Origin of the sequence: Nonomuraea sp. NPDC050227, assembly GCF_044459705.1 — a bacterium.
In the GTDB taxonomy this organism is placed as follows: domain Bacteria; phylum Actinomycetota; class Actinomycetes; order Streptosporangiales; family Streptosporangiaceae; genus Nonomuraea.
Genome location: NZ_JBITJF010000004.1, coordinates 189,824 through 205,755, shown reverse-complemented (window position 1 = coordinate 205,755; position 15,932 = coordinate 189,824). Strand labels below are relative to the sequence as shown.

At 73.1% G+C, this 15,932-nt stretch carries 18 protein-coding genes; 10 read left to right on the top strand and 8 right to left on the bottom strand.

Annotated elements, in window-relative coordinates; genetic code table 11:
* Positions 1 to 34: 34 nt before the first annotated feature.
* Positions 35 to 760: an alpha/beta fold hydrolase gene (locus ACIBK9_RS18005; RefSeq protein ID WP_397159335.1), complete on the bottom strand. Its 726-nt coding sequence runs from the start codon at positions 758 to 760 to the stop codon at positions 35 to 37.
* Positions 761 to 898: 138 nt separating this feature from the next.
* Between ACIBK9_RS18005 and ACIBK9_RS18000 the strand changes: the two genes are divergently transcribed.
* Positions 899 to 1,723, top strand: coding sequence for a helix-turn-helix domain-containing protein (locus tag ACIBK9_RS18000; protein WP_397159333.1), 825 nt, complete (start codon positions 899 to 901; stop codon positions 1,721 to 1,723).
* 67 nt (positions 1,724 to 1,790) lie between these two features.
* On the opposite strand, the gene ACIBK9_RS17995 is transcribed toward ACIBK9_RS18000, so the two are convergent.
* On the bottom strand, positions 1,791 to 2,564 hold the full coding sequence (locus tag ACIBK9_RS17995; RefSeq protein ID WP_397159331.1) for an IclR family transcriptional regulator: 774 nt from the start codon (positions 2,562 to 2,564) through the stop codon (positions 1,791 to 1,793).
* A 125-nt stretch (positions 2,565 to 2,689) separates the two neighbouring features.
* On the opposite strand from ACIBK9_RS17995, the gene ACIBK9_RS17990 reads away from it, so the two are divergent.
* Genes ACIBK9_RS17990 through ACIBK9_RS17950 form a run of 9 tightly spaced genes read left to right on the top strand, consistent with a single transcriptional unit; the run spans position 2,690 to position 10,928 of the window.
* Entirely contained in the window at positions 2,690 to 3,664 is a 975-nt protein-coding gene (locus tag ACIBK9_RS17990) for an ABC transporter substrate-binding protein (protein WP_397159329.1), read from the top strand.
* Positions 3,657 to 4,652, top strand: a complete 996-nt coding sequence (locus tag ACIBK9_RS17985) for an ABC transporter substrate-binding protein (RefSeq protein ID WP_397159327.1) — start codon at positions 3,657 to 3,659, stop codon at positions 4,650 to 4,652. Before ACIBK9_RS17990 ends, ACIBK9_RS17985 begins: the two co-directional genes overlap by 8 nt.
* Complete coding sequence (locus ACIBK9_RS17980) at positions 4,649 to 5,488, top strand: ABC transporter permease subunit (RefSeq protein WP_358296064.1); 840 nt, start codon at positions 4,649 to 4,651, stop codon at positions 5,486 to 5,488. Before ACIBK9_RS17985 ends, ACIBK9_RS17980 begins: the two co-directional genes overlap by 4 nt.
* A complete protein-coding gene (locus tag ACIBK9_RS17975; RefSeq protein WP_125629991.1) occupies positions 5,485 to 6,195 on the top strand; it encodes an ABC transporter ATP-binding protein in 711 nt (236 codons plus the stop codon). Before ACIBK9_RS17980 ends, ACIBK9_RS17975 begins: the two co-directional genes overlap by 4 nt.
* A 20-nt stretch (positions 6,196 to 6,215) precedes the next feature.
* Positions 6,216 to 7,676 (top strand): hypothetical protein, encoded by a 1,461-nt coding sequence (locus ACIBK9_RS17970; RefSeq protein ID WP_397159325.1) that lies wholly within the window; start codon positions 6,216 to 6,218, stop codon positions 7,674 to 7,676.
* A 1-nt stretch (position 7,677) separates the two neighbouring features.
* Entirely contained in the window at positions 7,678 to 8,175 is a 498-nt protein-coding gene (ssuE, locus tag ACIBK9_RS17965) for an NADPH-dependent FMN reductase (protein ID WP_397159323.1), read from the top strand.
* Positions 8,172 to 8,960 carry an LLM class flavin-dependent oxidoreductase gene (locus ACIBK9_RS17960; protein ID WP_397159321.1) on the top strand — a complete coding sequence of 263 codons (789 nt, stop codon included), beginning with the start codon at positions 8,172 to 8,174 and terminating at the stop codon, positions 8,958 to 8,960. The genes ssuE and ACIBK9_RS17960 overlap by 4 nt, the downstream gene beginning before the upstream one ends.
* On the top strand, positions 8,950 to 10,047 hold the full coding sequence (locus ACIBK9_RS17955) for an LLM class flavin-dependent oxidoreductase (protein ID WP_352356221.1): 1,098 nt from the start codon (positions 8,950 to 8,952) through the stop codon (positions 10,045 to 10,047). Before ACIBK9_RS17960 ends, ACIBK9_RS17955 begins: the two co-directional genes overlap by 11 nt.
* Positions 10,047 to 10,928: an ABC transporter substrate-binding protein gene (locus tag ACIBK9_RS17950; protein ID WP_397159319.1), complete on the top strand. Its 882-nt coding sequence runs from the start codon at positions 10,047 to 10,049 to the stop codon at positions 10,926 to 10,928. The genes ACIBK9_RS17955 and ACIBK9_RS17950 overlap by 1 nt, the downstream gene beginning before the upstream one ends.
* Positions 10,929 to 10,975: 47 nt before the next feature.
* On the opposite strand, the gene ACIBK9_RS17945 is transcribed toward ACIBK9_RS17950, so the two are convergent.
* The 6 genes from ACIBK9_RS17945 to ACIBK9_RS17920 all read right to left on the bottom strand — a co-directional run bounded on the left by ACIBK9_RS17945 (position 10,976) and on the right by ACIBK9_RS17920 (position 15,918).
* A complete protein-coding gene (locus ACIBK9_RS17945) occupies positions 10,976 to 11,995 on the bottom strand; it encodes a ferritin-like protein (protein WP_397159317.1) in 1,020 nt (339 codons plus the stop codon).
* 133 nt (positions 11,996 to 12,128) lie between these two features.
* Positions 12,129 to 12,539: a cupin domain-containing protein gene (locus ACIBK9_RS17940; RefSeq protein WP_358296042.1), complete on the bottom strand. Its 411-nt coding sequence runs from the start codon at positions 12,537 to 12,539 to the stop codon at positions 12,129 to 12,131.
* A 9-nt stretch (positions 12,540 to 12,548) separates the two neighbouring features.
* Positions 12,549 to 13,301 carry an SDR family oxidoreductase gene (locus ACIBK9_RS17935; RefSeq protein WP_397159315.1) on the bottom strand — a complete coding sequence of 251 codons (753 nt, stop codon included), beginning with the start codon at positions 13,299 to 13,301 and terminating at the stop codon, positions 12,549 to 12,551.
* Positions 13,302 to 13,508: 207 nt separating this feature from the next.
* Positions 13,509 to 14,198, bottom strand: coding sequence for a sigma factor (locus tag ACIBK9_RS17930; protein WP_397159313.1), 690 nt, complete (start codon positions 14,196 to 14,198; stop codon positions 13,509 to 13,511).
* 46 nt (positions 14,199 to 14,244) lie between these two features.
* Positions 14,245 to 15,159 carry an RNA polymerase sigma-70 factor gene (locus ACIBK9_RS17925; RefSeq protein WP_397159312.1) on the bottom strand — a complete coding sequence of 305 codons (915 nt, stop codon included), beginning with the start codon at positions 15,157 to 15,159 and terminating at the stop codon, positions 14,245 to 14,247.
* Between the two features lie 42 nt (positions 15,160 to 15,201).
* On the bottom strand, positions 15,202 to 15,918 hold the full coding sequence (locus ACIBK9_RS17920; RefSeq protein ID WP_397159311.1) for an alpha/beta fold hydrolase: 717 nt from the start codon (positions 15,916 to 15,918) through the stop codon (positions 15,202 to 15,204).
* Between the last annotated feature and the right edge of the window lie 14 nt (positions 15,919 to 15,932).

The following is a 15,932-nucleotide window of genomic DNA, read 5'->3' as shown; positions in this document are numbered from 1 at the left end:
CATCCCCGGGTGGCCGACTGGGGGCGCCACCGGGTCACCCGAGCTTGAGCAGCAGTTCGGTGAGCTCGGCCGGCATGGTGATCATGCAGTCGTGGCCCGTCGGCAGCTCCCACACCTGTGCGGGGCTGCCGTTGGGCTGCGTCGCCGGAACGGGCCGCCGCGTGATGCCCTCCGGCACGCCCGCGACGCAGTGGATGTGCGTCCGCGGGATCGCGTGCGCGGCGGGGTTGTCCAGCCGGACCGGTTGCTGGAGGCAGAGCACCGGCTGGTCCGACAACATCGCCCGCAGCCAGGCCACGTCCGCCGGGTCGGTGACCCCGAACAGGCCCAGGGGCGGCGGCAGCTCGGGCATCGGCGGGATCCGCCAGCCGGTCCCGGACTGCGCGGCGCGGTCGATGAGGGCCTGGGTGACGGGTTGCACGTCCACCGCGCTCTCGCCGTCCTCCGGGACCATCGCGTCGAGGTAGACCAGGTGGGCGATGCGTTCCGGGACGCGGTTGGCGGCGGAGGAGATGACCAGCCCGGCGTAGCTGTGGCCGACCAGGATCACGTCGGTGAGGTCGTTGGCGGTGATCAGCTCGACGATGTCGCCGGCGTGGGTGTCCAGTCCCACCTCGGGGCCGAGCAGATGGGCCTTGTCGCCGTGGCCGGTCAGCGACGGCGCGGCCGCCTGATGCCCGGCCGAGGTCAGGAGCGGGACCACCCGCTCCCAGCATCGTCCGCTGTGCCAGGCTCCGTGTACCAGCACGTACGTTGACATGTGCGGCTCCTTGCTCATCAAAGGGGTGTTCGTTCCCGAGCGAGGTTTCCGCTCGTCCGGCGGCGCAGCCAGAGCCCTCGCGATCCTGGGGGTGAGGGGGCCAGGCACGCGCCGAGGTGCGCCATTACCGTGGGGCGCATGGGCGGCGAATCCAACCTTCTGGGCGAATACGTACGCGCCCGCCGGGAGCTCGTCACTCCTGAGCAGGCGGGCATCCCCTCCGTGGGCGTACGGCGGGTGCCGGGCCTGCGCCGGGAGGAGGTCGCGATGCTCGCCGGCATCAGCGCCGACTACTACCTGCGCCTGGAGCAGGGCCGCGACCGCAATCCGTCCGCGCAGGTGCTGGTGTCCCTCGCGCGGGTGCTGCGGCTCGACGACGACGCGACGGCCTATCTGCTGCGCCTCGGGGCGGGCGATCCTCGGCGGCGACGGCGGCGGCCCCGCAAGGAGAGCGTTCCCGCGGGCATCGCCAAGCTCGTCGCCGCGCTCGCGCTGCCCGCGTACGTGGAGGGCCGCTCCTTCGACGTCCTGGCCGCCAACACCCCGGCGACCGCCCTGTCGCCGCGGCTCGTGGCGGGGCGCAACCGCCTGCGGGACGTGTTCCTCGACCCCGCCGAGCAGGCTCTCTACCCGGACTGGGAGAACGCCGCGCAGGGCATGGTCGCCGGCTTCCGCAAGTCCGTCGGTGCCGACATCGACGACCCCCGGTTCGTCGAACTCGTCGGCGAGCTCTCCCTCGCCAGCCCGCTGTTCAGCAGGCTCTGGGCCCGCCACGACGTGAACACGTGCGAGGGCGCGCCCAAGCGCCTCGACCATCCCCAGGTCGGTGAGCTGTGGCTGAACCGGGAAAGGCTGGGCGTGAGCGGCGCGCCGGGCCAGACGCTCATCGTCCTGCACCCGGACCCCGGCACCGGCAGCGCCGAGAAGCTGGCGCTCCTCACCTCCGTCACGCTTTCCCCTTGAATCGCCCAGGGGCTCGCCCGCGACGTGAACGGGAACGCCGCCGCCGGCCGGCGACGCCTGTCGTGACTCAGGCGGAGGGGCGCAGGCGGCGCTCGGCCGGCGGGATCAGCAGCACCTCCAGCGCGCGGGCGCAGGCCCGCGCGTGCGCGGCGAACCAGTCGATCCGCGCGTCGCTGATGACCAGCGGCGTGGAGCGCACGGCCAGCGCGTAGCGGACGTGGTTGTGCCGGTCGAGCACCGGCACCGCGACGGTGCGGACGCCGTCGCCCGACTCCCCGTCGTTGAGCGCGTACCCGGCCTCGCGCACGCGGACCAGCTCCTCGCGCAGTTCGGCGTGGTCCACGATGGTGCGGCCGGTCAGCGCCGGCAGCGGGCCGAGCGCCGCCAGGTCGGCGCTGCCCTCCGGGTCCCAGGCCAGCAGCACCTTGCCCAGCGCCGTGGAGTGCAGGGGGCGGCGCAGCCCGGCGCCGCTGTCGGGGTTGAGCGAGCCGCCGCTCAGGATGACCGCGTGCCGGTCGTTGCGGACGGCCAGGTCCACGGTGGCGGAGGTGACGCGGGCCAGTTCGGCCAGTTCGGGGGCGATGCGGTGCAGGCCGCGCCGGTGGAAGGAGAGCTGTCCCAGCTCCGTGATGGACGGCCCCAGCCGGTAGCGGCCGGTGCGCGCCTCCTGCTCCAGGAAGCCCGTGGCGGCCAGCGTCCTGGCCAGGCGGTGGGTGGTCGAGGTGGACAGCCCCATCCTGCGCGCCAGGTCGGACAGGCCGAGCGAGGCGTCACCGCCCCCGAAGCAGCCGAGCAGGCCGATCGCCCTGCGCACCGACTGGACGCTGTCGTTCGCTGCCATGCGGGAAACTCCGTCTTCCGAGTAGGGAGAGCGGGGACCAGGTAAGAGCCGGTCCGGCCGAGAACGCTTCCCGCATCGCGGGACAATCTTTGCATTCCCTACCAATTTACAAGCAAACTCTGCCCATGACCACAGCCGCACTCGACGCCATCTGGTTCACCCGCTGTCCCGTCCCCACCGCCACAGGCATCGCGGCCGACCAGGGCTGGCTGGCGGAAGAGTTCGCCGGCGACGGGATCGAGGTCCGCTCGCTGCAGGACGACGACCCCGGCGTGCCCCGCGAGACCCACTACACCCACGCTCTGACCGGCCTGTTCCGCGAGGGCGGCAACGTGCCGGCGCTGTGGGCGCGCTCGCGCGGCGAGGCGACCAGGCTCATCGGGCTCACCTGGATCGAGGAGCGGCAGGTCGTGCTGGTGCGCGGCGGCACCGCCCTGGAGAGCCCCGAGCAGCTCAAGGGCCTGCGGCTGGCGGCGCCCCGGCATCGCATCGCCATCGACTTCTGGCGGGCCATGGCCCTGCGCGGCTTCCACGGCGCGCTCTCCCTGGCCGGGCTCGGGCTCGGTGACGCCGAACTGGTGGACGTCGAGGCCGAGCCGGGCGGCGGCCAGTGGGAGGCGGAGCTGGCCGCGCTGGCCGCCGGCCGGGTGGACGCGGTCTACGTCAAGGGCGCGCTCGCCGTCGAGGCCGCCCTGCGGCACGGCGCGGAGGTGGGCATCGACCTGGACGCCGTGCCGGACCGGCGCGCGCGGATCAACAACGGCACCCCCCGCCCGATCACCGTCCACCAGCGCCTGCTGGACGAGCATCCGCAGGTGGTCGCCCGCTTCCTGGCCGTCCTGCTGCGCGCCGCTGACTGGGCCGCCGCGCACCCGTCCGAGGTGGCCAGGATCCTGGGCGCGGAGACCGGCGCCGGCGCGACCGGCGTGACCGCGGCCTACCGCCCCGGCGCCTCGCTGCACCTCGACCTGTCCGCCGAACGCCTCGACCTGCTGGCCGAGCAGGAGCGCTTCCTGCGCGGCCACGGCTTCCTCGAATCACCCGTGGACGTCGCCGCCTGGGCCGACCACACCCCGCTCCAAGGAGTCACCCATGCGTAAGCTGCTGCTCGCCCTTCCGCTCGCCCTCCTGGCCACGGCCTGCGGCGGCCCGGACACCACCACCACCGCCGCCGGCCAGGAGCAGGTCGTCGTGCGCATCTCCGACCCCGGCAACAGCGGCTTCCTGGCCGTCGCGAAGAAGGACGGCAGCCTGGACGCGGCCCTGGCCAAGGTCAACGCCAAGGTCAAGTGGGCCGGTGACTTCTCCGTGTTCGCCCCGGCCGCCCAGGCCATCAACGCGGGCTCGCTCGACATCGCCACCGGCTCGATCACCTCCGGCGTCACCGCGCTGGCCGTCAAGCCCAGTTTCAAGATCTTCGCCACCGTCCCGCCCGACCTGGCCGGGGAGGGCATCGTGGTGAAGAAGGACTCGCCGATCAGGTCCGTGGCCGATCTGGCCGGGCGCAGCGTGGCCGTCGGGCACGGCGGCACCAGCGAGTACCTGCTGCTCAAGGCGTTGCAGACGTTCGACGTGCCGGTCGAGAAGGTCAAGCGGGTCTACCTGCCGCCGCCGCAGACCGCGCCGGTCTTCGGCTCGGGCGAGGTGGACGCCTGGTCCACCTTCTCCACCTTCCTCATCCCCGCCGTCACCCAGCTGGACGCGCGCGTCCTGGCCGACGGCGAGGCGATCAAGTCGGACAACTACGTGATCTACGTGGCCGCCAACAAGCTGCTGCAGGAGCATCCCGAGGTGGTCAAGGCGCTGTTCGCGTTCCTCAAGGAGGGCAGCGCCAAGGAGATCGCCGATCCGGCGGCGTACCTGAACGTCTTCACCCAGACCGGCCCGCAGGCCGTGCAGGGCGAGCAGAAGGAGCTCGTGGCCGGCATCCAGAAGAAGGGCAAGCCCGTCCAGGCGGTCACCGCCGCCGAAATCGCGAAATATCAGGACGTGGCGAGGTTCTTTCTCGACCAGAAGGTGCTCACCGCGCCGCTGGACGTCTCCCAGCACGTCGTGGACGTGAACACGCTCGGGAGCGCGCAGTCATGAGCGTGGCCACTCACGCGGAGGCCGGCGTCGAAGGGCTCGTCGCGCCCCAGCCGCCGCGCTCGTCCGGCCGCCACCCGGCCGTCACGCTCGCGCTGCGCGCCACCGGCCCCGTCCTGCTGCTCGCCGCCTGGTACGCGGCCACCGCCACCGGCGCCCTCACCCAGGACGTGCTCGCCGGTCCCCAGGACGTCGTCAACACCTTCGGCGAGCTGTGGGCCGACGGCCAGCTCCCCGAGGCGCTGCGCGTGTCGGTCACCAGGGCCGGGCTCGGCCTGCTGCTGGGCGCCTCCACGGGGCTGGCGCTGGGCGTCGTCTCCGGCTTCACCCGGCTCGGCGAGGAGCTCGTCGACTCCTCGATGCAGGCCCTGCGGGCCATCCCGTTCCTGGCGCTGACCTCGCTGTTCATCGTCTGGTTCGGGATCGAGGAGGCGTCCAAGATCCTGCTGATCGGGGTGGCCTGCACGTTCCCCATGTACATCAACGTCTCCAGCGGGGTGCGCAACGTGGACCGCAAGGTCGTCGAGGCGGCCCGCTCGTTCGGACTGGGCCGGCTGGCCGTCGCCCGCGAGGTCGTGCTGCCGGGCGCGCTGCCGTCGATCTTCGCCGGGCTGCGGTTGTCCACCACGCTCAGCGTGATCGCGCTCATCGCCGCCGAGGAGATCAACGTGACCGCCGGGCTCGGCTACCTCATGGCCCGGGCCACCGACTACCTGCGCACCGACATCCTCGCTCTGTGCGTGCTGCTGTACGCGGTGATCGGGCTCGCCGCCGACCTGGCCCTGCGGCTGGCCGAGCGGGTCACGATGCCCTGGCGCAGGGCGGTGACGATCCGATGAGCCTCGCCGTACGCACCCGGGGGCTGCGCAAGGTCTTCGGCGAGCGGGCCGTGCTCGACGGGGTCGACCTGGACGTGCGGCGCGGCGAGTTCCTGGCGCTGCTCGGCGCGAGCGGCACCGGCAAGACCACGCTCCTGCGCATCCTGGCCGGGCTGGACGCGGCCGGCGGCGGGAGCGTGCTGGTGCCGCCGGTGCGCACCGTCGTCTTCCAGGAGCCGCGGCTCGTCCCGTCCAAGCGCGCCCTCGCCAACGTAATCATCGGGCAGGGCCGCGCCGCCCGCGCCAAGGGCCTGGCGGCCCTGGCCGAGGTGGGGCTGAGCAGCCATGCCGACGCCTGGCCCGCGACGCTGTCCGGCGGCGAGGCCCAGCGGGTCGCGCTGGCCAGGGCCCTGGTACGCGAGCCGGAGCTGCTGCTGCTCGACGAGCCGTTCGCCGCGCTGGACGCCCTGACCCGGCTGCACATGCAGGACCTGATCGCCGAGCTGTGCGCCCGGCACCGCCCGGCCGTGGTGCTGGTCACGCATGACGTGGAGGAGGCGATCCTGCTCGCCGACCGGATCGCGGTGCTGCGCGCGGGCACGTTCGTCACCGATGTGCGGGTCGAGCTCGACCGGCCGCGCGACCGCACCGACCCCGACTTCGTCGAGCTGCGCCGCCGGCTCCTCGCCGACCTCGGCGTGGACGCCCACGCGGGAGCGGCGCCATGACGGCGCCCGGGAGCAGTGCCGTGAGCAGGGCCATGACGGCGGCGGGCTGGATCGCCGGGAACGCCGCCGCGCTGACCGGGCTCGCCGACCGGATCTGGGCCTACGCCGAGCCGTCGCTGCGCGAATGGCGCTCGGCCCTGGCCACCGCCGCGCTCCTGCGCGCGCACGGCTTCACGATCGCGTGGGGCACGGCCGGCCTGCCTGCCGCGTTCGTCGCCACCCACGGCGACCGCGGGCCGGTGCTGGGCTTCAACGTCGAGTACGACGCCCTGCCCGGCCTGTCCCAGCGGGCCGGCGCGGCCCGGCACGAGCCGGTCGCGTTCGAGGGCGACGAGTACGCCCCCGCCTACGGCCCCGGCCACGGCTGCGGCCACAACGCCCTGGCGGCGGCGTCGGCAGGCGCGGCCATCGCCGCCGCCACGGCACTGGGGAGCCGGGCCACGATCAAGGTGTTCGCGTCCACCGGCGAGGAGCACCTGGTCGGCAAGGCGTACGCGGTGCGCGACGGCGCCTACGACGGGCTGGACGCCTTCCTCGACTGGCACCCCGCCCCCGTCACCGGCACCGGCTGGGACGTCACCAGCGCCCTGTACTCGGCCACGTTCTCCTTCCTCGGCTCGCCCGGCCACGGCTCGAACCCGCTGGGCACCCGAAGCGGCCTGGACGGCGCGCTGCTGCTGACGGAGATGGTCGAGCGCCTGCGCGCCGGCCACGTCTCCCCCTCCGGCCGCGTCAGCTACACGATCAGCGGCGGCGGCGCCCCCAACGTCACCCCCGACCTGCAGACGGTCTGGGTCTACGTCCGCGAGTCCACGGCCGCCGCCGCCAGGACCCTCTACGACCAGGTCGTGACCTGCGCCCACGCCGCCGCCGCCGGCAGCGGGACCCGGCTGGAGCACCGCCTGGTCACCGCCATCAGGCAGGGGCTCGGCAACCGGGCGGGCGCCGAGCTGCTGCACCACACGATGAGCGAGCTGGGGCCGCCGGCGTTCACCGACGCCGACCAGGCGTTCGCGCGGCGGCTGCAGGCGGCGATCGGCCGCCCGCCCGCCGGCCTGGCCGGCGAGGTGCTGCCGCTGCGCCCGCCCGCCGGTCCCGACCTCGGCGGCCCGTCCAGCGACACCTCCGAGGTGAGCTGGACGGCGCCGCACCTCAGCCTGGTCGCGGCCGTGGTGCCGCTCGGGGTGCCCCTGCACTCGTGGGCGGCCACCGCGGCGACCGGCACCCCGATCGCACACGCCGGGCTGCTGGCCGCCGCCCGCTACCTGGCCACGGCGGCGGTCACGCTGGTCGAGCAGCCCGAGACGCTGGCGGCGGTCAGCGCGGAGTTCGACTCCCGCGAACGGGAGCCCGCGCTCCTGCCGGCCGCCGCCGAGCCGCCGTACCACCTGCCGCCGCCCGGCTTCCTCGACGAGACGGGCCAGTCGCCGCGGCCGACCCGGACGCCGCCCGTTTCCGCTGAACCCCTAGGAAAGATCTGACATGTCCGTCCTGCTCATCTCCGGCAGCCCATCGGCCGCCTCGCGCACCGTACGCCTGCTCGACCACCTGGCCGGTCGGCTGGGCCGGCCCGCCACCGTACTGCGCCTTCGTGACCTGCCCGCCGAGGCCCTGCTGCGCGGCGAAACCGCCCATCCCGAGCTGGCCCGCGCCACCGCGCAGGTGGCCGCGGCCGACTCGATCGTCGTCGCCACCCCGATCTACAAGGCGTCCTACACCGGGCTGCTGAAGGCGTTCCTGGACGTCCTGCCGCAGGGCGCGTTCGCCGGCAAGACGGTGGTGCCGATCGCCACCGGCGGCACCCCGGCCCACCTGCTGGCCGTGGACTACGCCCTGCGCCCGGTGCTGAGCGTGCTCGGCGCGCGGCACGTCACGCGCGGCCTGTTCGTCCTGGACAGCCAGATCGAGCCGCTGGCCGGGGAGCTGCTCCCGCGCATCGACGCCCTGCTGGAAGAGGTCCCGCTGGGGGCGGCGGCATGACGGCGCACCGCACCGGCCGCTTCCACCTGGCCCTGCCCACCCGGAGCCCCGACCCCGCCCCGTTGCCGGGCTTCGTCACCGACCTGCGGCCGGCGCTCACCGACCCCGCCGGGCGGGCCGCCGTGGCCGCGGACCTGTCCGGGTGGGCGGGCGCGCTCTCGCCCTTCGACCCCGCCGGCCAGGAATCCCTCGCCGTAGCCGCCAACGCCCTGCGCCGCACCCGCCACCTGCGGGTCGTGGCCGAGTTCCACCCGGCCGTGGCCACCCCGGTCTACGCGGCCAAGCTCTCGGCGTCCCTGCAGCGTTTCTCCGCCGGACGGCTCGGCTGGCGGCTCGCGGTGGATCTGGACCCGGCCGTGGCCAGGGCGCAGGGCGACTTCCTGACCGGCGCCGCCCGGTTCGCCCGCGCCGACGAGTTCCTCACCGTGGCCAAGGGCGTCTGGGGCGGCGGCCCGTTCGACTTCGCCGGGGACTTCTACGAGGTGGTCAGGGGCGGCTTCGGCGCGCCGCTGTCGTCCCCGCCCTTCCCCGAGGTGCACCTGTCGGGCGCCTCGCCCGAGGCCCTGGAGCTGTCGCGCCGCCACGCCGACGTGCACGTCTTCGCGGCCGGGGACGACCTGGCGGCCCTCATCCCCGAGCTGCCCGGCCTGCGCTACGGCGTGCACCTGCCCTCGATCGAGGCCGCCGGCGAGTACGCCGCGCTCGGCGTCACCGAGTTCTTCCTCCAGACCGAGGACGTCTACCGCCTCGGCGAGCACGTGAAGGAGCGGTCTGTTGACCGTTGACATCTACTGGCGCATCCACATGGAGGGCGACCAGCCCTCGCTGCGCCGCCGCGTCCGCAGCCGAGGCGGTTTCGCCCCCGGCGGCACCGCCCCCGGCACCAGGGACGGCCGGGACGACGGCTACAGCCACGCCGACTACATGGCCGAGGTCGCCAGGGCCGCCGAGGACAGCGGCTTCACCGGCGGGCTGCTGCCGAACTTCCCGCACACCGACGACCCGTGGGCCGCCGCCGCGACGCTGGCCCGCGAGACCACGTCGTACCGCTTCATGGTGGCCTTCCAGCCCGGCTTCCTGCACCCCGTCCAGGCCGCCCGGATGACGGCCACGCTGCAACGGGCCACCGGCGGCCGGATCGTCTACAACGTCATCTCCGGCGGCGGCGGCCCGGCGCAGCTGTGGTGGGGCGACAAGGTGGACCACGACGACCGCTACGCGCGCACCTCGGAGTTCCTGGACGTGCTCAAGGGCGTCTGGCAGGGCGGGCACACCCACCGGGGCCGCTTCTACCAGGTGGAGAACGCCGGGCTGCCGGAGGAGCTGGCCGGGCAGCCGTTCCCCGAGATCTTCTTCTCCGGCTCCTCCCCCGCCGCCATCGACGCCGCCGGCCGGCACGCCGACTACTACCTGTCCTGGCTGGAGCCGTTCGAGGCGCTGGAGGAGAAGTTCGACGCGGTGCGCGCGCACAGTGCCACGCCGCCCCGGTTCGCCGTGCGGGTGGACCTGCTGGCCCGGGAGAGCGAGGAGGAGGCGTGGGCGGAGATCGAGGCCGGCTGGCGGGCCCGGCCGCGCGAGAGCGACGCCGGCGAGGGCGACTCCGTCGGCGTGCGCCGCAGCCGCGCCTTCCTCGCCGGAGCCGGTGACGACCCCCGCGCCCTGGAGGTCGCCCCCCATGTGTGGGGCGGGTTCAGCCAACTGCGCGACGGCCCGGCCTTCGGCCTGGTCGGCGACTACCACCAGGTCGCCGACCGCCTCGACCGGCTGCTGGATCTCGGGGTGGACGCCCTCATCCTGGCCGGGATCCCCCATCTCGAAGAGGCCCGCCGCGTGGGCCGCCACGTATTGCCGCTACTGAAAGGACGCTCCTGATGACCACCAAGGTCGGCTTCTTCCCGCAGAACAACACGCTCTGGGTGGCCCGCCACCGCGACCTGCTGCCCGGCGTCGAATGGGTGGACCTGAACGCCCTCGGCCGGGACGGGCGCGTCGATCCCACCCGGGCCCTGCCGTCCGCCCACGGCGACCACCTGTTCGACGGCGGATACGACTTCATCGGCACCGGCTCCACGCCCCCGGTCACCGCCCAGGCCAAGGGGCACGACATCGTGTACGTGGCGATCTCGGGGCCGCGGGTCGAGAACGGCCGCCTGGTGGTGCGGGACGACTCCCCGATCAGCTCGGTGGCCGAGCTGAAGGGCAGGCGGGTGGCGCTCGGGCACGGCTCCTGGCAGACCACCCTGCTGCTGCTGGCGCTGGAGCGGGCCGGGCTCGGGTGGGGCGACATCGTCCCGGTGGACGCCTACGGCAACGCCGCCGAGCTGCTGGTGAACGGCGACGTGGACGCCTGGGTGGGCTCCTACCCGTACCTGACGCCGGTCGAGTCGCGCACCCGGACGCTGGTGGAGACCGAGGGCCTGTTCAGCCACCGCTCGCTCTGGTTCACCCGCCGCGACTTCGCCCAGGAACGGCCGGAGGAGCTGGCCAGGATCGTCACCGCGCTGCAGCGGGCGGACCGCTGGACGGAGGAGCACCCGCGCGAGGCCGCGGCCCTGTTCGACGGCGACCTCGACGCGTGGGAGCACGCGCTGCGCACCCGCCCGTGGGGGCTGCACCCGGTCAGCGCGGAGTTCGTCGCCGAGCAGCAGCACGCCGCCGACCTGTTCCACGCCAACGGGCTCATCGAGCGGAAGATCACGGTCGCGGACGCCGTCCTCCCCGAGATCGGCGAGCTGGTGACGCGAACCCGGTGACTCCCGTCCTCTCCGCCGCCCACGCGGCAGCGGAGAGGTTTCATGGATCAGCTGCGTGCTTCGGGCGGCACGTAGGCGAAGGTGGGACCGGCGCCGCCGGGCAGCGCCATCAGGGCCTGCGCCTGGGCCCTGAGCGTGAACATGGTGCGGGTGGCGTCCGTGAGCCGCTTCGGGTCGCCGTTGAACGCCTGTTCCAGCAGGTTCAGCAGGGTGCTGTAGGTGGTGTCGAACAGATCCTGCGCCGCCCGTACGGCACTGCCCGGCTCGGCGGGTCGCGGGTTCGGCGTCATCGGCAGCACGCCGTCCGGGTCGACGCCGACCTTCTCGCCGGTCGGGCCGGTCTTCGGGGTGTCGCCCCGCTGGTAACGGCGGCCGAGCTTGAGCTCCTGAAAGCGGTAGTAGTGGGCGACCTCTTTCCGCTCGGGGTGGAGGACGTCCTGGTCACCGTCCCAGACCTCGCCGCGGGCGTTGCCCTCCCCCTGCTCGACGATCTCCTTCAGCGCGCCGAGCGCGGACTCCAGATCCTCGACGGCGAACAGCGATCCGGCAGTGTGCCGGAAGTGGGCGCCGCTCACCTGCCGGGCCGGGTCGCCGCAGAACACCTCCTTCTCGCCGAGCGTTTCGCACAGATGGCGCAACCCCTGCTCGATCGCGGCGTAGAACTGCCCGATCGTCTCGTAGCCGTCGTCCTCCGGCGGCGCGCCGGGCGGCGCCGGCCGTTCCAGGCGCAGGAACATCTCCAGCGCCTGCGCGCCGAACGGCACCAGCGACACCTCCAGATCACCATGAGGCAGCCTGCGCGGATACGGCGGCAGCATCCCCGGCACGTCCAGACGCGGCGTGCCACCGACCGCGTTCAGCAGATTCGCCGCCAGCGCCAGATGCAGCATCTCCTCCACGAAGACGCCGCTCACCACCTCCACAGCCACCGGATTGCGCTCCGGATCCAACGAGTACAGCGCCGTCAAGTACGGCGGCAACGTCGCGTGCTCCAGCTCGATCGCCCACTGCAGGTGCTCACGCAGGCTGCCGAGCGTGCCGATCCGGACCGGTCGTTCGTGGTTCATTCGTGTCATACCTCGGGTTGTCGGCATGGCGGATCGGACCGCCGGCCGATGGGCCGGCGGCCTGGTTCGATCCCGGGATCAGGCGGCGATGACGGCAGCCGGTGCCGTCACGCTGCGGACACCTCGCCGGGGTTCAGGACGGGCGTGGCGCGCGGCGGTCCTTGCGCCGGGCCAGCTCGGCCTCTTCCACCAGCGTGAACATCGGCTTGCCCGGCTCGCACAGCATGGTGACCGTGAACCGTACCGGGACATCGTCGCGATTGTTGCCGTCCTGGTAGTGGATGACGTCGCCACCCGGCTCCCAGAACGCCTCGCCGGCGCGGATCACCCGCTCCGGCTCTCCTTCCAGCTCCATCAGCATCTCGCCCTCAAGGACGACGCCGAAGGCGGGACCCGGGTGGCGATGCGGCGGCGCGCCCGGATCTCCGGGCGGGTACTCGATGACCACGGTCATCGCGTGCGCGCCCTCGGGGATGAACGGAGGCTGCGCCTCCTGCAGCACGGTCAGCGCCGTCTGCCACGCGGTCGATCGCGGCTTGTCCATCGCCCCGCCCTACTTCGCGTCGGACTGGTCGAGCCAATCCTTGTAGGTGACGGTGCCGAGCTGCGCGCCGTCGGCGGGCACCAGCGACCGCTCGCCGAGCACGCTGCCGAAGTAGCGCGCCTGCGGGTCGGTGACGACCTCGCGGGTGTCGCCCCAGGCGGCCAACGCCTTGCGGAAGAACTCGTCCATCTTGTACCGGGTCGGTCCGGCGATCTCGGTCCGGCCGTTCAGCGGCGTCCCCACCGCGGTCCTGCCGACCGCCTGGGCCACGTCGTCGCCCGCGATCGGCTGGAACAGCACCGGCGCGATGTGCACCTTGCCGTCGACGGTGCCCTCGTCGGCGATGCCGCGGGCGAACTCGAAGAACTGGGTGGAGTGCACCAGCGAGAACGGGATGCCGGACTTCTCGATCAGCTGCTCCTGGGCGATCTTCGCCGCGAAGTAGCCGTTCTCCGGCATCCGCTCGGTCCCCACGATCGACACCGCCACGTGATGGCCCACCCCGGCGGCCGCCTCGGCCGCCAGCAGGTTGCCGGTGGAGGTCTGGAAGAACTTCATGACGGCCTCGCGCTCGAACGAGGGCGAGTTCGACACGTCGATCACGACCTCGGCGCCCTTCAGCACCTCGGCCAGGCCCTCCCCGGTCAGCGTGTCGACGCCGGTGTTCGGCGACGCGGCCACGGCCTCGTGGCCGTGCTCGCCCAGCTTTCTCACCAGCTTCGACCCGATGAGCCCGGTCCCGCCGATCACCACGATTTTCATTGCTGGCACCCTTCTGGCTTTCCGGGCGCTGTGGTGCGCCCCTGTCGTCAGCTAAGACAAGGCAGCCCCCCTCGGTTGTGACAGGCGGCCTCGTGTTCGAGGAGAAGCGTGCTGATCCCGCGCCGCCTGGACCAGGGCGAGAGCACGCGGACCAGGCTCGACCCGAAGAAGTACCCGGGGAGATCTGGTCGTGCACCGGTATGCCGTTCAGTGCCAATGCTGGAGTTTGTCGGGGTTCAGGATGATCCACACCGCCGTGACCTCGGCTCCGGCCACGCTCACGCTGACCACCGCCACAGCCTTGCCCGCCCGCCGCAGCACGAGCCCCGTCCTGCCGTTCACCGATCCGATGGCCGGCTCGGTTCCTGGCTGGTCGATCAGCAACGCCGTGACGACCCGCGCGACCGCGTCCGCACCGTGGGTCGGCCGTACGGCGACGCGCACCTTGCCGCCGCCATCGCTGACGACGATCGCGTCGGCGGCCAGGACCTCCCGCAGCGCCTCGGTGTCGCCCGCCTGGCAGGCCGCGGCGAACCGGCGGGCCACCCGCTCGTGCCCGGCGCGCATCTCCGGGCCGTCCCCGGCCTGGCGCGAGGCCGGGTACGGCACGGGCTGGGCCCGCGTCACCCGGCCGCCGGGCACGTGGTCAGGGTCAGGGTCGGGGTCGGGGTCGGCGACGAGCTCCAGGCAGATGCTTCCCGCTGTCCGCGTCAGCCAGGCGCGCGGCACCGCGATGGCGGCGCGCTCCTCCTCGTCGAGGGCGTACCAGCGGCGATAGGTCTCCTGGACGACGTGGTCGGCCGTGGTGTCCGAGCCGAACATGGACAGAGCGATCCCGAGCAGGTGCTGCCGTTCGTCGAGCATCTCCGCCAGCGACTCGGCGCCCGCCTCGGTCATGGTCCGCCGCCTCCTTCATCGTTGGCAGATAAGACCGGACAGCCCGTTACGTTGTGACAGAGCGGCTGCGAGACCGCTCGAAGGCCTCGATCTTGGCCGGGTTGAGGATCCACAACAGGTGGTGGATCCCCTCCTTGGATGCCTCCATGGCGAGCAGGGCGACGCCGGTGCCGTCCCGGGTGACGAGCACGCCTGGCAGCCCGTTCATCTCGACCCACGTGACGGCGGTGCCCGGCCAGAACCGCGGCGAGAACGCGGCCACGAACCTGGCCACCCGCTCGTTGCCCAGCACGGGGAACCTGGCCGATCCCCTGATGCCGTCGCCGTCGGAGGAGCTGACGACGTCGGCGGCGAAGAGCTTCTCCAGGGCGCCGACGTTTCCCGTCCGGGCGGCGTCGAGGAACGTCTCCAGGAGGCGCCGGTGCTGGAGCCTGTCGACGGGCTCGTGGCGGACGGCGGTCACGCGCCTGCGGGCGCGGCTCACGATCTGCCGGACGTTGACCGGGGTGAGCCGCAGGATCTCCGCTATCTGCGGATAGGGGTAGTCGAATGCCTCGCGCAGGACGTAGGCGGCGCGCTCGGTGGGATTGAGCCTCTCCAGCAGGAGCAGAAGGGCCAGCTCCAGCGCTTCGCCGCGTTCGGCGCCGACAGTGGGGTCAAGACTGGTATCCACGGGTTCCGGCAGCCAGGGGCCGATGTAGGACTCCCGCCGCACGCGCGCCGACTGCGCCAGGTTGATGGCCAGCCGGGTGGTGACCAGCGCCAGGAAGGCCGGCGGGTTCTGGATGGTCTCGCGGTCGGTGTCCTGCCAGCGCAGCCACACCTCCTGGACGATGTCCTCGGCCTCGGCCGCGCTGCCCAGCATCCGGTAGGCGATGCCGAACAGCCGCGGGCGCAGCTCGATGAAGGCGGACGCCGCCCGATCGAGAGCGTCCGCCTGTTCCAGGGATTCCGTGTTCATGTGCCCCACATCGATTCGCCCGTCGGCCTGAACAGGGGTTCGTCAGCCTCGCGCGTGGTCCGCGGCGTCGAGGATAGTCGCTGTCACGGCGTCGGGCTGGGAGGCCGCGAGCGCGTGGGAGGCGCCGGCGACCTCGCGGGTGCCGCGCGAGTCCGCGCGCTCGGCCATGAAGCGCAGTGCGGCGGCCGGGATGTTGAGGTCCTTGTCGCCGTGGACGAACCAGGACGGGACGGTGCGCCAGGGCGCCTCGTCGACGGCGAGCCCGTCGGACAGGGCGCGCTCGGTCACCGGCCGCTGGGTCGCGGCCATCAGCGCGGCCTCCTCGCTGTCGAGGTCGGCACAGAACTGGCGGTGGAACTTGGCGGGGTCGATGCGGAACTCGTCGCCGCCGGAGGCCACCGGGTAGGCCTGCAGCGCCTGGCCGAGCGTGCTGCCCTCGAACTTGCTCGACAGCAGCAGCGCGCTCTCGCCCGGCTCGGGGGCGAAGGCGGCGACGTAGACCAGGGCACGCACGGCCGGGTTGCCCGCCGCCGCCTGACTGATCACCATGCCGCCGTAGGAATGGCCGACCAGGACGACGGGGCCGCCGATGCCGTCGATCACGTCCCGCAGGTAGGTGGCGTCGCCCTCCACGCCGCGCAGCGGGTTGGCCACGGCGACCGCGGTGAGCTCGTTGCCACGCAGGCGGCGGATGACGCGGTTCCAACTGGCCGACTCGGCGAAGGCGCCGTGGACGAGGAGAACGACTGGCTGGTTCATGGGATTGCCTCTCT

Coding starts and splice junctions, on each gene's coding strand:
- ACIBK9_RS18005 (WP_397159335.1), bottom strand. CDS start 760: ATGTCAACGTACGTGCTGGTACACGGAGCCTGGCACAGCGGACGATGC.
- ssuE (WP_397159323.1), top strand. CDS start 7,678: ATGTCCGTCCTGCTCATCTCCGGCAGCCCATCGGCCGCCTCGCGCACC.
- ACIBK9_RS17975 (WP_125629991.1), top strand. CDS start 5,485: ATGAGCCTCGCCGTACGCACCCGGGGGCTGCGCAAGGTCTTCGGCGAG.
- ACIBK9_RS17980 (WP_358296064.1), top strand. CDS start 4,649: ATGAGCGTGGCCACTCACGCGGAGGCCGGCGTCGAAGGGCTCGTCGCG.
- ACIBK9_RS17960 (WP_397159321.1), top strand. CDS start 8,172: ATGACGGCGCACCGCACCGGCCGCTTCCACCTGGCCCTGCCCACCCGG.
- ACIBK9_RS17930 (WP_397159313.1), bottom strand. CDS start 14,198: ATGACCGAGGCGGGCGCCGAGTCGCTGGCGGAGATGCTCGACGAACGG.
- ACIBK9_RS17935 (WP_397159315.1), bottom strand. CDS start 13,301: ATGAAAATCGTGGTGATCGGCGGGACCGGGCTCATCGGGTCGAAGCTG.
- ACIBK9_RS17920 (WP_397159311.1), bottom strand. CDS start 15,918: ATGAACCAGCCAGTCGTTCTCCTCGTCCACGGCGCCTTCGCCGAGTCG.
- ACIBK9_RS17950 (WP_397159319.1), top strand. CDS start 10,047: ATGACCACCAAGGTCGGCTTCTTCCCGCAGAACAACACGCTCTGGGTG.
- ACIBK9_RS17945 (WP_397159317.1), bottom strand. CDS start 11,995: ATGAACCACGAACGACCGGTCCGGATCGGCACGCTCGGCAGCCTGCGT.
- ACIBK9_RS17925 (WP_397159312.1), bottom strand. CDS start 15,159: ATGAACACGGAATCCCTGGAACAGGCGGACGCTCTCGATCGGGCGGCG.
- ACIBK9_RS17940 (WP_358296042.1), bottom strand. CDS start 12,539: ATGGACAAGCCGCGATCGACCGCGTGGCAGACGGCGCTGACCGTGCTG.
- ACIBK9_RS17985 (WP_397159327.1), top strand. CDS start 3,657: ATGCGTAAGCTGCTGCTCGCCCTTCCGCTCGCCCTCCTGGCCACGGCC.
- ACIBK9_RS17995 (WP_397159331.1), bottom strand. CDS start 2,564: ATGGCAGCGAACGACAGCGTCCAGTCGGTGCGCAGGGCGATCGGCCTG.
- ACIBK9_RS17990 (WP_397159329.1), top strand. CDS start 2,690: ATGACCACAGCCGCACTCGACGCCATCTGGTTCACCCGCTGTCCCGTC.
- ACIBK9_RS18000 (WP_397159333.1), top strand. CDS start 899: ATGGGCGGCGAATCCAACCTTCTGGGCGAATACGTACGCGCCCGCCGG.